Below are 13,910 nucleotides of genomic sequence, written 5' to 3' on the forward strand. Positions count from 1 at the left end.
TCTAAAAAAATGGCAGTGCAGGAAAAAGAGACTATCAAAATATTAATTGTGGACGATCGACCCGATAACCTGTTATCTATCGAGTCCATACTGGAAAAAGAAAATTACCATATTGTAAAGGCTGGTTCGGGTAGGGCTGCGTTGAAGATATTGCTGAGGGAATTTGATTTTTCATTGATATTGATGGACGTGCAAATGCCGGACATGAATGGTTTTGAAACGGCAGCGTTGATTTATCAGCGTGACAAGCTGAAGAACGTACCTATCATCTTTATTACCGCACATAATGAAGATGAAGCCATTTTCAAGGGATATAAGGTGGGTGCGGTTGATTTTATTTACAAGCCTATTAACCCTGAACTGCTTCGTGTAAAGGTGGGATTGTTTGTAGAGCTTTATCAGAAAACACAATCATTACAGGCGCAGGAAACTAAATTGCTCAACATTAATGCTTCGCTGCAAAAAGAGATAGAAGAGCGCGAGGCATCGGAGCAAAAGGTGAGGGATTTAAACCGCTTGCTGGTACAGAATAATATTCACCTGAAAGCAGTGAATGAAGAACTGGATCGCTTTGCCTATATCGCTTCGCATGATTTACAGGAGCCTCTGCGAAAGATAAGAGTGTTTAGTGACATGATCATGCAGAAGAAAGATACCGAAGGGGAAGTAGATAAGTATATCACTAAAATTATCAACGCTACTATCCGCATGCAGCAACTGGTGAACGACCTGTTACGGTTTTCGCGACATGCGGTGCAGGGCGGAGATTTTGTAACTGCCGATTTAAATGATATTGTTAAGGAAGCTTTAGGTGAACTGGAAATTGCAATTCATCAGTCTAAGGCAAAAATAACTTTAGGTATTTTGCCGGTAGCGCATGTGATACCTACCTTAATGCGGCAGGTGTTTTATAACCTGATAAGCAACGCTATCAAGTTTAGAAAAAAAGACACCGTGCCGGAAGTGCATATTTATGCCGAGCAGTCAGCTACTGGCGATAACAACTATTACAAAATATTTGTGGTTGATAACGGTATTGGTTTTGAAAAAAAATATAGTGAAGACATCTTTGTTGTATTTAAGCGCCTGCATAGCTATCATGAAATAGAAGGTTCGGGTATAGGGCTATCTATCTGCAAAAAGATAATGGAGCAGCACAGCGGTTTTATTACCGCTGCCAGCGAGATAAATGAAGGTGCTACTTTTGTAATTACCCTGCCAGAAAAACAGGGTGTTATTTACCATAACCATTCATTGCCTTAATAATAGCTTCTGCATTGGAGTTAACATGCAGTTTGCGGTAGATGCTTTTTATTTGAACGCGTATGGTTTCTACGCTTTTATTCAGGCTATTGGCTATCATCTTATAGCTGTATCCTTTCACCATGTATTCCAGTACTTCCTTTTCCTTCTCGCTCAGGCTTTCTTCCTGTTTGGGAGCTACAAAGCGGGTTTTAGGAAAATGCGTGAGTATTTTTTTTGCTACCGAAGGGGTTAACGGGCAACCGCCTTCAATCACATCTTTAATGCTTTCTATAATTTTTTCAGGTGGGGTGCTTTTAAGCAAATAGCCATCCGCTCCCAGGCATATGGCATTAAGTATGTTGTCGTTGGTGTCAAATACGGTAAGGATTAATGTTTTTGCTTCGGGGTATTCTTTCTTGAGTTGGCTAATGCCTTCCAGCCCGTTTACCTCAGGCATGTCTATATCCGACAGAATAATATCTGGTTGGTGCTGTGCATATAAACGGCAGATATGTTTGGCGTTTGAATACACCCCTGCTACTTCGAAGTCCGGCTGTAACTGTAGCAGATCGGATAAAGACTGCTGCATTAACGGGTTGTCTTCAAATATGATTATTTTAATACTCCTCATGCTAGTCAAATGTAGTGGTGCTTTAATGGGGTGAAAATACCCAATTGGGGTTATTTTAACAGGGGCATTTTAATAAGCCAGCGTGTGCCATTGTTGTCGGAGGTGATACTGCTTCTGCCCTTTTGCTCTTTAACCCTTTGTATGATATTATATAAGCCATTGCCTTTTTTTGTTTGTGTGGTATCAAACCCTACCCCATCGTCTTCTGCATTCATTACCAGCATATGTTGTTCTATAGAAAAATAGAGGGTAAAATGTTTGGCGGCTGAATATTTAACGGTGTTGTTGATGATTTCTTTACTGATGAGGTAAATGTCTTTACGTAACTCCATGCTAATTTTCCGGGTAAGCAACTGTGGCGAGCAATGCAACAGGTATTGCGTTTGTGTTTCATCAAACATGTTGCTCATATACTCGCGCAGCCGTATAATAATTTGCTCCAGTGTATCTATATCCGGGTTAATGCTCCATACCATATCACTAATAGCGCCTACCATGTTCCGGCTGGTGTTTTCAATCCTGGTAGCTACTATTTTAGCTTCCTGCGGGTGGCTGTCTATCTTTCTTTGTGTAACAGCGCTCATAATGCTGATGCTGCTGAGGGCTGCGCCAATATCGTCGTGCAGGTCTTTGCTTATTTTAGACCGCAGCCGGTATAATGCGGTAACCCTTTTAATGCGCACCTGGTATAAAGCATATAACAAAGCCATTAAAGCGCATGCTATCAATGTGTAAAACCACCAGGTTTGCCAGAAGGCGCTTTGAATGGTGAAGGGAAAGGTAGCTATAACGGTGCTTTCTATACCGGCACTGTTGCGGGTTTTTACTTTGAACGTGTACTTTCCGGGAGAGAGATGCGTGTAGCTGGCATAGGAGGGCATATCGGTTTTTTGCCATTCTTTGTCTAACCCATCCAGCATGTATAAGAAGGTAGCGTTATTGTTATCGTTGTAATTAATAGCACTGAAGTCGAACCGGAAAATGCTTGCATGATGCCCGAAGGAAGCCTGTTGAAAAGCAACGCTATCCCTGTTGTAATAATAGCGGTTGTTCATTACATGACAGTCGGCAATGTATGGCTGTGGTGGTGCTTCGTTACCCGTACTGAGCGTGGGGGCGTCGAATATGTTGTATCCCCCTTCAAATCCCGCCAGTATTTTATTATCGGCCCTGGATATTCTTTGTTTGAAAAAGGCGCTGCTTTGCTCGGCTGGCAGCAAAAAGTTAGTGAACTTTTTATGGGCAATGTCGTAGTAAAATATGCCAGAATTGCCACGGCCCCAGATACACTCCCGGTTATCCATCCGTATGGAATATACATAGGTCGATTGCAGGCCGTGAATGCGGTTATAGTTAACAAAGCTGTCGTTACGTGGGTAATAGGTGGTAAGGCCTGCCATGGTGCCTATCCATATATTGCCTGCACTGTCGAAACTGAGGGAGGAACACCTGTTTTTGGTTTCGTAACAGGTGTTGAAAGGTTGACGGTGAGGGGTAAACTGTGCGGTGTTACAATTGAAGCTGAATAGTCCATATTTAATGGAGGTAACCCACACCGTATGAGCGCCATCGTGCCGGATGCCCGTAGCAGCAAATTGCCACCAGAGAGAACTGTTTTCTACTGGTGTGCCGTTGAATACATGATCGAATAACTTGTATTCACGGGTTTGTGTGTTGTAATGCAAAATGCCTTTGTCTGTGCCAATCCATAGGTTGTTTTCTTTATCCAGGTCGGCCGACATGCATATGCGGGGAAGCATATGTTTGGTAAGGCTATGTGTTTTCGTATTATAACAATGAATTTCTTTATCGTTCAGTGCCCATATCCGGCCTTTGTTATCAGTTAGCAGGTCGTTATAAGCAGTGCAGGTTTCAGGGCATTTTCCCTTGGGCAGTGTTTGCAGCCAGTGGGTTACTTTTTTTTGCGTGGTATTGTAAATAGCAATGCCGCCTAATGGTTTATCCAGTGTCATCCACAACAGGTGTTTTTGCTCAGGATCCTGCAATATTTGTTTTACAAGTACAATATTGCTGCTGAACATAATTTGCGGGATGTTTTCTGTAACAATATCCTGTTTATCCAGGTTCAGCTTATACATGCCATGGTCGGTGCCTATCCATAATATATTATGCAAAGTAAACAGGCAGGAGAAAATGCCGTGTGGCATATTGCTTAGTTTGGCATTGGTGTTTTGCCAGCTATAGATAAATGCTTTCTTGTTTTTATCAAACACCAGCACTTTATTGTCGTAGGTGCCACATAACAGGCGATCGGGGCCGGTAAGTTTGGGAAAGGAAGTAATGCACATGATGTCGTCAAAGTCGGTAGTGCTGACATTGCCGGAACCTTTATTGAAAAGTTGTATAGTAGTGTCGTTGATACATAATAGCCCGGCATTGGTGCCACCGTATACCATTCCATCTGTGTCTTTATAAAAATCCATAATCTGGCAATCGGCTGGAATAACAGGGATGTTGAGCTTCTGGTGCTGGTGGGTAGTGCCATCGTAGCGGTACATGCCATTGGTGCGGGTGCCTATCCATATCCTGTTATGGTTATCGGAGATAATGCACTGAGGGTCGGGGGTGCGGTGCAGGGAGGTGTGAGTGAATGTTTTGGTAATGGTGTTGATACGGCATAAACCGTCTTCTGCCGCTACCCATATGGTGCTGCGATCGTTACCCGGGCACAGGGGAGCTTTATATAATACCTGCATGTCTTTGCTGGTATTAATGTACCGGAAGCAGTCATTGACTTCATCATAATAGCAGATGCCTCCTTCGGTGCTTACCCATAAGGTGCCTTGCGAATCCAATAGCATGTCGGTGGTCCAGATACTGCGTAGGCTGCTGCTGTCGCCAGGGATATGCGTGTAGTTTTTAAAGTGAAACCCATCGTAACGGCTTAGCCCGTTTTTAGTAGCTATCCATAAAAAACCTTTTTTATCTGTAACTATTTTACTGATAAAATTATCAGTTAGTCCATTATTGGTGTTGTATAATTCGAACTGGAAATTATTGCTTAATGGAGAAAGTGCCTGTGAATACAGTGGGTTGGGGTAGAGTAGTAATAATAGAAATATTATATATGGCACTATCCTGTTCATACGTATAATGAAAATTACTCATTAACCTGGTTAATGCGGTAACCCTTTTTGGGTATTCATCTGTAAAGTGAATGTAGGCACTTTTGTTATACTTATGAAAGGAATTTCACCCTGCTAAAAATTATGCTTATGCGCCAATTGATGTACAAAAGCGGGCTGCTGCCGGTTTTTGTATGCTTGTCTTTTTCATTTTTACATGCCCAGGATATTGATCAATTGGCTAAACAAAAGCCAGTTTCCATATCAGGAACCGTAGGCATAGGCATTGGTACTTATAAAGTTAGTGGCATTCCATCCCGTGCAAGAAAATTTTCTTATTTAGTGAGTGGTTCACCGGTAGTGTCGTTATATGGCATCAGTTTTCCGGTGGGTATTGTGGTGTCGGACCAGCAAAGAGGTTTTACGCAGCCATTTAATCAATATGGGGCCAGTCCACGCTATAAGTGGCTTACGGTACACGCAGGGTGGCGTTCGTTAACTTTTTCGCCTTATACGCTTGGGGGAGCTGTATTTTTAGGCGGTGGCGTAGAAGTGAATCCCGGTAAACTGAGACTGGGATTCATCTATGGCCGTTTTAATAAAGCCATTGAAGCCGATTCTTCTAAAAGCTCCAATGTATTTACCCAGATACCTGCTTATAAAAGAACGGGTTATGCGGCCAAAATTGGTTATGGCACAGAAGAAAATCATATTGACTTTATATATCTGAAGGCGAAGGATGATAGCAATTCGGTTCGCAAACTTCCTTCCTCTTATAATATTACCCCTGCTGAAAACGCGGTGTTTGGCGTTTCTTTCCGGTATAAGATCCTGAAGCATATATTGCTGGAAGGTGATGGTGCGGGTAGTTTATATACCAGGGATTTGGGCGCCGATACGTTTTCCAATGAACTGCTGAAAGATGCGAAGTTGCTTACCCGAATTGCAAAGATCAACGCCAGCACGCAGGCGCTGACGGCGGCGCAGGCGGCTATTGGTTATGAGGCCAAGGCATTTACGGTGAAGCTGCAGTATAAAAGAATTGATCCTAATTATCAGTCGATGGGGGCCTATTATTTTGAAACGGATGTGGAAAACTACACTGTGGCCCCTTCTTTTTTCCTGCTGCAGCGTAAGCTGGTAGTGAGTGGTAGCCTGGGATGGCAGCATGATAATATATTGAAGGATAAAAGTTTTCGTTCTAATAAAACGATTGGTAATGTAAATGTGGGCTATAACGTGCAATCGTTCGGGGCCAACGTGCAATACAGCAATTATGGCATTAACCAGAGCCGGGGTTTAAACCCGGTTATTGATACTTTACGGGTGGCGAGAACCAATCACAACCTGAATGGCATGGCGCGCTTTTCGTTTAACAGTGACCAGTTAACGCAAAATATTATCCTGGTAGCCAATTACCAGGCGATGGTGGATTTAAACAGCTTTACGGCTGCCAATTCGGAAACGAATAGTAAAACAGGTAATCTTTCTTACCAGGTAGGTTTTGTAAAACCAGGGGTGAATGTGTCGGCTGTGTATAACTATACGGTGGCAGACGCTCCTTCGGTGCATACAGTGATACATGGACCTTCGCTGGGACTGGATAAGCAGTTATGGCAATCGAAGCTGTTATTAAATACCAACTGGAGCTATCAGCTGCAATCTACTAATAGTGTGAAGGCAGGGCATTATATCAGCGGCAGCTTTACAGGATCGGTGCGGGTGAGTAAAAGAAACAGTGTGAATGCCACACTCACCTACCTGAGAAGCGCTTCGGAAGATGAAACGCTGAATCCTTCTTTTTCCGAGTTCAGAACCAATTTCACATACGCATATACATTTTAGTCATTGCGGTGAGCTACAATAATTAAAAGTTATGGGATACATTAAATACGTTACTGGTATTGTATTGCTGCTGCTGGGGTTTGCGAAGCAACCGCTGGCGCAGGTAAACATCACCATAGGGGTAACGCCGCCTTACTCGCCTTATTTATCTAATTACACTTCCAGCGATGCCAACAAGGTGTTTATGACATTGCAAAATACTACCAACAATACGCTGCAGGTAAGGCTGGCGGGGTCTGCTACGGGCGATAATGGTATTGCGATACAGTCCAAGCCTGGCTTTGTGTCGTCGCAGATGATTACACTGGCACCTTTCCAGGTAAGGCAGTTGAATGGTTCTGCGTTGAGTGAAATATTGGATCTGAATAATTTTGATATAAAGGGCATTGACCGTAATACCCTGGCGCGTACCCTACGCCTGCCGGAAGGTAATTATAGTTTGTGTGTGCAGGCGCTTGATTACAATTCTGGTCGGCTGTTATCCGGTGCTGCTCCATTGGGTTGTGCTTTGCTTACCATTGCTTATCCCGAACCGCCGGTGCTAGTGAACCCATTACCAGGCGATAGCGTGAACGCCGCTACTCCGCAAACGGTGATCTTTAACTGGATGAACCCCGGTGCTGTGCCGGTGGGTACAGAATATACTTTACAAATACAGGAGATGCCTGCGCGCAATGCCAATCCTAACCAGGTATTGGATGCAGCCAGTTTTCCCCTGTTATCGCAAAAGGTGCGAACCACCTCTTATGTATATAATGTGGGTAACCTGGCTTTGAAAAAGGATAAATATTATGCCTGGCGGGTAGTAGCTACTGATCCTTCCGGCAGAATACTGTTTAAAAATAATGGCACCAGCGGGGCTGCCGTATTTAAGTATGGAAGAGCAGAGTTGCGAACAACAGCAGATTCGAGAGAAGAGGTTACCAGGCCTGCAATAAAAATGGCGGGTAACAGTTTTAGTATAACAGGTGTGCTGAGTTATCGTTTTCATAGCACTGCGGATGCGGCTTCTTTACCTGCTGCTTTCAATGGAGTAAAAGCCGATACGCTGCACCTGGCTAATGAGCAGTTGCAGCTTTGCTATGGTTTGTGTACGGTGGCTATGAGCATTAAGAAGACTACGATGACACAGACGGTGTCGCGCACTACGTTTAAATCCCTGCAATTGCCGGAAGGTGCGCAGGTGGCTAATGTGGGCAAGGATTCGGTAAAGATCACTTATTTACATATTGACAGTATACCGGTTACCGGGTTGCCGGGTGGCTATGGCGGCATGCAGCCTGCGGGCGTAGCTGCCGGTGGTTTAGGGCAGGTGATTGCTACTACCACTACGGATAGTGCTGGCAATTACACTTTTGCCGCCACTACCACTAAGCGGTGTTATATAGCAGAAGCCAGTTCCAGTGGAACGGCGCTGATCTATTGCTATTATATCAATATCAAAAACAAGCACTATTCCGATCCGGCTAAATATATCTACGTGGTAGATGACGAAGGGGGCAGTTATGTAAATGCCAGTGCGCAAATGGTATTTGCAGATAACTACAAATTATCTGTACGAATAAACAGGGATAAAGAGTTTTCGGCCGATAAGGGCAAGCAGGAGAATGTAAGCCTGGAAAATAAGGCAGATGACATGGTGGATATTTACGTATTGCGTAAAGGTGTGAAAGGTGGAAACGCTAAAGGCGTGGGTAAATATGTGCCTGCAGGTGAAGGGGACAACACAGGCAAGATCCTGTTTGCTTCACAGGCAGATAAGAAGCCCACTTTTACAGAATGGGCTAACTATTATATTGTAGCTAAAAAATCGGCTCTTACACAAAAGGTGGCTGATTATAGTAATCCTAACAACTTCCAGGCGAAGGCCGATTTCTATAACCTGGTGAATAACCTGGACAATACAGAGAACTATTATGTATATGCGGAGTATAAAGGAGCTTCGGTATATTTTGATATAAAGGAATATGGCTATCAGCCTGCTGGTGCTATACCGGAATATCGTCCGTTGCTGGTGGCGGGAATTACCAGTAAGTCGGTGGAGTTAAAGCCTGCTTATGTGTCTGTGAAAGTAAAAGGTGTATTGAAATATCAATTTAAAAATACGGCTCCTGCCCCACTGGCTAATGTTAACATCAGCTTCCGTTCTATATTATGGACTATGCCGGATGTAAGTAAGGGAGAAACGGGCAGGCAGTATGATATAACGAATAAGAATGGCGAGAACCGGGTGTTTGCTACGGCTACTACTGATAAGAGTGGTTATTTTGAATTGAATGCAGGGTTGGTAGGCTATAATGATTATAGTGTGGGCAATGCGTTATTCCTGGGGCTGGATCAGTTTATTACGATAAACAATCCTTATTATGGTAGTCCCGATAAAAGCTTTCGCTTCCTGGCGGGCAATACCTATAATGTAGGTGAGCTGGTGGCAAGGGTAAAGGAATATGCTTTTGAACCCATAATGACAGGTAAGAATACGCAAACCAATCTTAAAGAAAAACTGGCGGGGCAGCGTGTGTTCCTTTGCCGGAAAGCGAGTGTAAAACCGCAGCAATGGGGCATTCCTGCGAATGAAGGGCCACAGAAGAATTTGCCTGTGAAGCAATTGCACGATGCAGATAATGTATTGTACAATGTAATTGGTTATGCAGAATCAGGGTCGGATGGCAAAGTGCATTTTGATAACCTGGTGGCACGCGATTTCAACAATGCGAATGATCAGTATTATGTGTATGCGGAGTCAGGTATTACTTCTTCGCTGAATTATTCCACGCAATATGGCGCACCGGTGAGTGTGAGTGTGTTTCATAAGCTTGTTTGGCCCGACTACTATCCGAAGCAGGACTTTGTGTTTAACAAGGATATTGTAAGTGCTTCGCATATCTACGAAGCAAAGAGTGTGGAATTGTTTGCAATGGCGCCTTATATAGAAGGAGGTGTGTATCCGCAAAGCAATAACAGTGCGACTGCTTTGCCGGGTGTAACCGTGCGTTTGTATGATATGAAGAAGGCTTTGCCTGCAACGAAAATGGAAACGGAGATTAAAGAGAATGGAGTTTTGGGAGCGCTTTTGCTGGAATCCATTAATGGGAATATACAGATACAGGAAACACAGGTGACGGGCAACGATGCTTTGTTCCGTTTCTCTGATCCAACCAGTCAGGGTAAGTATAAAGGCTGGAAGCTGGTAACCTTCTCTAAAAATGGGTTTATAACAGGGCATAAGGTTATTTATTCCGGATCGCCTATGGTGGCAGGCGTAAAAGAAACGGTAAAGGGCTTTTTGCTACCGCCACAACTGGTGCATGTAAAAATTAAGGATGCGGAAAGCGGCAAGCCTATTGCGGCTAACGTGGTAGTGGGCGACCAGTTTAGCTGGGGTAGCCAGAAGATAAAGACGACGATGGATTTCTTCAAGAATCAATATGTGACCAGTTCGCTTGGGGTAGATTTAACAACGCCTTACGGATCGGTAACGTTTACCGTAATTCCGGAAGATAATGTGCATTACCGCACACAAACTTTTACAGAGAAAATAAAGGTGCCCAACTTTAACGGGCAGGCCACTTCGCCAACGCAAACCTTGCCTGATTTTGAAATGTATACACGGAGGAACAGGATCAGTGTGTGTTTGCTGGATGCTCAAACATCCAAAGGGTTGATGGGTACGGTTACTATTATGGACGTTCCGCAATCATCTAATCCAGCTGCTAATCCGGTGCTGTTACTGAAAGATCATTGTAAGGATTTTTCATTTGAAGCTAACATCGCTTACTACAGGGTGCAGGTGGCCAGTGCAGGGCATGTTACTAAAACATTATGGGTGAGCAATAACTCCAATGATGATATCCCTAAAGATCTGTTGATAAAGCTGGAACCCGCTTTAACCATATCAGGAAAGGTAACGCAGAACGGAAAGCCTGTAAAAGATGCCAGGGTGTATGTGCAGGAGTTGAGCAATGTGACAGAAGTATATTCTGATGCAACAGGTGCGTATAGTTTAGATGGCTTGCCTTTAAATAAAAGCACGGTAACGATTTCGGCTGTAAAAACCGGTTTGATCGGGGAAAGCAAAAAGGTAAAACTGGAAGGGGTATCAACCAATACTTCCAATGGTAATAGCTCTGGTGGCAACGGCGCGGGGGTTACGGGCGTGGCGCAGAATAATTATTCCGTTGGAGGCAATATCGGGACGAATATCAATTTAAGTGGAGCAGCTAATAATGCAAAAAATGCGACATCCAGTGCTGCCATACAGAAGGAAAATACACAAACTGTTCACTTTGCGCTTACAGGGAATGATAAGGTGGATTTAAGTTCTTTATATGGTTTCCCTGTAGAGATGGAAGCTTTGACTACTGGCATTAAGGGAACTTTTGCTACGGGAAGTATTACTGTAACGGGTAATAGTGTGTTTGGTATAGATGCCAAAGCGAAGCATCTGCACTTTACTGCTGTGAAGCTGAAGGATGCTCCGGCGCCTAAAAAGCCGCTGGATGGCATAGACGGGCAGGGTGTTACGAAAACAAAAATGCAGACAGAGTCCGGGGAAATACCTGTGGATGATGACGGAGTGGATGTTACGGTGCATGGGGGTTACTCAGCTAAGCTATCTGGATTTAACAAGGGTATTACTATCACTTCCTATAATAAAAGCGATTCAAAAGGCACCATCAGAAGCACTGTAACGCTGAACAGTAATAACCTGGTGGGTAATGTGCAGTGGAAAGGTACTGTGTCGCTGGATGCGCCTCAAACAGAATTCAAGGCATTAAGTGTAAGTGCAAGTGATTATAAAACACAGGTAGATTACAATGCTTATAAAGCGCCTAATGCGTATGATAAGGACTATCTGATCAATGTGCCGGTTGCTAATGAAATTCCGGTGTTTGCTTCCGAGACAGCTTTGAGCAATTCTATTACGGGTAACTACACGTTGGAATCCAAAGCGGGCGGCGTACACTATACCTTGAATAATATTTACCGTACCGAAGCCAGTAATAAAAGTTTTATTGCCAAAGATGGCGTGCACCTGATGTCGGTTGTGCATACTAAACTGGAAAACGTTGCATCGCCGGATATTAAGCTGAACATTGGAGAAGTGCGTGTAACAGATAAGGCTATGAGCGCTATTGGTGGCACTACGGAAGTGGTTATTCCATTGGATAACTGGCGTATTACCAGTAAGAGCTGGTATATACAAAATGGAAACCTGGAGTTAACGGGTAATGTGGAGGCCGGAGCTATAACAGTGCCAGCTAAAGGATTGGAGATTGGCGAAACCACTATCGGGTTTGGCGATCTGGAGCTGAATAATATACAGCTGGCGGGTGTAATGAAGCTCAACTTTAACCAGTCACAAACCATGGTGTCCTTTGGGTTTGACAAAGCGGCCCAGTATGGAACCTTGTATGATAAGAAATATGGTTGCTGGTCGTTGTCGTTGTTGCCAAAGGTGGCAGACAGTTCATTAACGGAGATTGCCGGATTGCCAGACCTTGCTTATGGGGATAAGCTGAGAATTATGAATATCTCCTTATACAGTAAGGGAAATGAATCGCGCATTATTCTAAAGCAGGCACATCCTTCTTTAACGTTGAACAATTTCTCGGTGTTTGCTCCATTTGAAATAGAGAATGGGAAGGATTACCTGAAAATAAACGGGGCATTGAATTTTAGTATACCTGGCTTTACAGGAACGGATAATGCGCCTTATAGTTTAAACTATACGGCAGAGAATGGTAAGCTGATTCATAAGCATGCGGCCATTGCAGGACTGAAAATGATAACGAATGGAATAAGGGTAGAGTTTTCTATCGCTAACCAAACGTTTACCGGAAACCGGTTGGAATTAACGGGCATTATCAGGGACAAAGTGACTAATTCGCCTTATGGCTTTACGGTGAAGTTTGTGAAGTATGGAGCTACAACCCGGCTGGATGTAGATACTACCATTAAAAACACAATGAATTTAGGCACCGGCCAGCAAATGCGTGGTATTAAAGGCGCTATGGTATTGGATAAAGGCAATTGGAATAATTTCTGGTTTGAGGGAGATGTGTTTGCCAATGGTATGACGGAAGATAAACCCACGCATATGGGCTTTGAGGTGAAGGGCGACCTGGTGGCGAATAAAGCGGAGATTGGCGTGAAGAATATGCCTTTCCCCATGTTGCCTAATAGTGCCTTTAACCTTACCTACGATTTTGAGAAAAAGGCAGTAGTGGGTTCGTTGCAGATTACTGACATGAAAACGCCGGCTGCCACTTTTGATGCGGCTGTAGAAATGTTGCTGGGTGGTATAGGGGAATGGTATTTCCTGGGTAGCGTAAATATTAAAGAACTGAGAATAGTTCCCTTCCCGCTGAATGGTGCAGGTGGAGCGTTTTGTGTGGGTAGCACTACTATTGATAATGAGAAGCTGCAGATTATTCAACCGGTATTTCATAATGGTATATTACCCAACGGTTTTAACAGCGACTTTGGTAAGATGAACGGGGCATTGTTTGTGGCAGCAGTGGATGTAAAACTTCCATTGCCTACAGTAGACATTGACATTGCAGTGGCCAGTATAAAAATTGGATATGGGCTTTATGCCAATGCGTATGCCATGCTTTCGTTTGACGAAACCACGCCTACTGTAATAGGAGGTGTGAAAATTGGCGCTTATGTAAATGTGAATGGCGGAGCCAGTATCGGTATTGCCTGTGCAGGCGTATCGTTAAGTGCAGAGATTAATGCACAGGGTAACCTTAAAATGATCTTGCCGGCCTTGAAGGGAATGGCAGGTTTTATTACCAATCCTAAGGATTTGATTACGCAAAGTTATGTCAAGTTAAATGTGGAAATGATGGCCCAGTTGGGTGGATCGGCCTATGTGGGTTTTGGAGTATGTAATTCCAGCTGTAAGTCGGTAAAAGTATGGGGTGTTACGGTGCCGCCGGGCTGTCATAAAGAGGGCATTGGCAAAACACTTACTTTGATTGGAGGTATAGATATAGAAAAAAAAGAGAGTGCTACCAGTCCTAATCAGGCCTATCTCTATGTAAACTTATTGGACGAAAAATTCGGCACCACTATTAAATTACCTTATTTATAAT

General features: G+C 43.7%; 5 protein-coding genes. 3 read left to right on the forward strand and 2 right to left on the reverse strand.

The window, feature by feature from the left end; translation table 11 throughout:
• The first annotated feature begins 9 nt into the window (after positions 1–9).
• Positions 10–1,263, forward strand: a complete 1,254-nt coding sequence (locus FLA_RS29315; RefSeq protein WP_076377047.1) for a sensor histidine kinase — start codon at positions 10–12, stop codon at positions 1,261–1,263.
• Here FLA_RS29315 and FLA_RS29320 read toward each other — a convergent pair.
• On the reverse strand, positions 1,235–1,876 hold the full coding sequence (locus tag FLA_RS29320) for a response regulator transcription factor (protein WP_076377049.1): 642 nt from the start codon (positions 1,874–1,876) through the stop codon (positions 1,235–1,237). The two genes, FLA_RS29315 and FLA_RS29320, sit on opposite strands and share 29 nt — an antisense overlap.
• A 50-nt stretch (positions 1,877–1,926) precedes the next feature.
• Positions 1,927–4,983 (reverse strand): ligand-binding sensor domain-containing protein, encoded by a 3,057-nt coding sequence (locus FLA_RS29325; protein ID WP_076377051.1) that lies wholly within the window; start codon positions 4,981–4,983, stop codon positions 1,927–1,929.
• Positions 4,984–5,112: 129 nt separating this feature from the next.
• On the opposite strand from FLA_RS29325, the gene FLA_RS29330 reads away from it, so the two are divergent.
• Entirely contained in the window at positions 5,113–6,807 is a 1,695-nt protein-coding gene (locus tag FLA_RS29330) for a hypothetical protein (protein WP_076377053.1), read from the forward strand.
• Between the two features lie 31 nt (positions 6,808–6,838).
• On the forward strand, positions 6,839–13,909 hold the full coding sequence (locus FLA_RS29335; protein WP_076377055.1) for a carboxypeptidase-like regulatory domain-containing protein: 7,071 nt from the start codon (positions 6,839–6,841) through the stop codon (positions 13,907–13,909).
• Position 13,910 lies beyond the last annotated feature (1 nt).

It is taken from the genome of Filimonas lacunae, assembly GCF_002355595.1.
GTDB classification, from domain to species: domain Bacteria; phylum Bacteroidota; class Bacteroidia; order Chitinophagales; family Chitinophagaceae; genus Filimonas; species Filimonas lacunae.

Coding starts and splice junctions, on each gene's coding strand:
- FLA_RS29315 (WP_076377047.1), top strand. CDS start 10: ATGGCAGTGCAGGAAAAAGAGACTATCAAAATATTAATTGTGGACGAT.
- FLA_RS29320 (WP_076377049.1), bottom strand. CDS start 1,876: ATGAGGAGTATTAAAATAATCATATTTGAAGACAACCCGTTAATGCAG.
- FLA_RS29325 (WP_076377051.1), bottom strand. CDS start 4,983: ATGAACAGGATAGTGCCATATATAATATTTCTATTATTACTACTCTAC.
- FLA_RS29330 (WP_076377053.1), top strand. CDS start 5,113: ATGCGCCAATTGATGTACAAAAGCGGGCTGCTGCCGGTTTTTGTATGC.
- FLA_RS29335 (WP_076377055.1), top strand. CDS start 6,839: ATGGGATACATTAAATACGTTACTGGTATTGTATTGCTGCTGCTGGGG.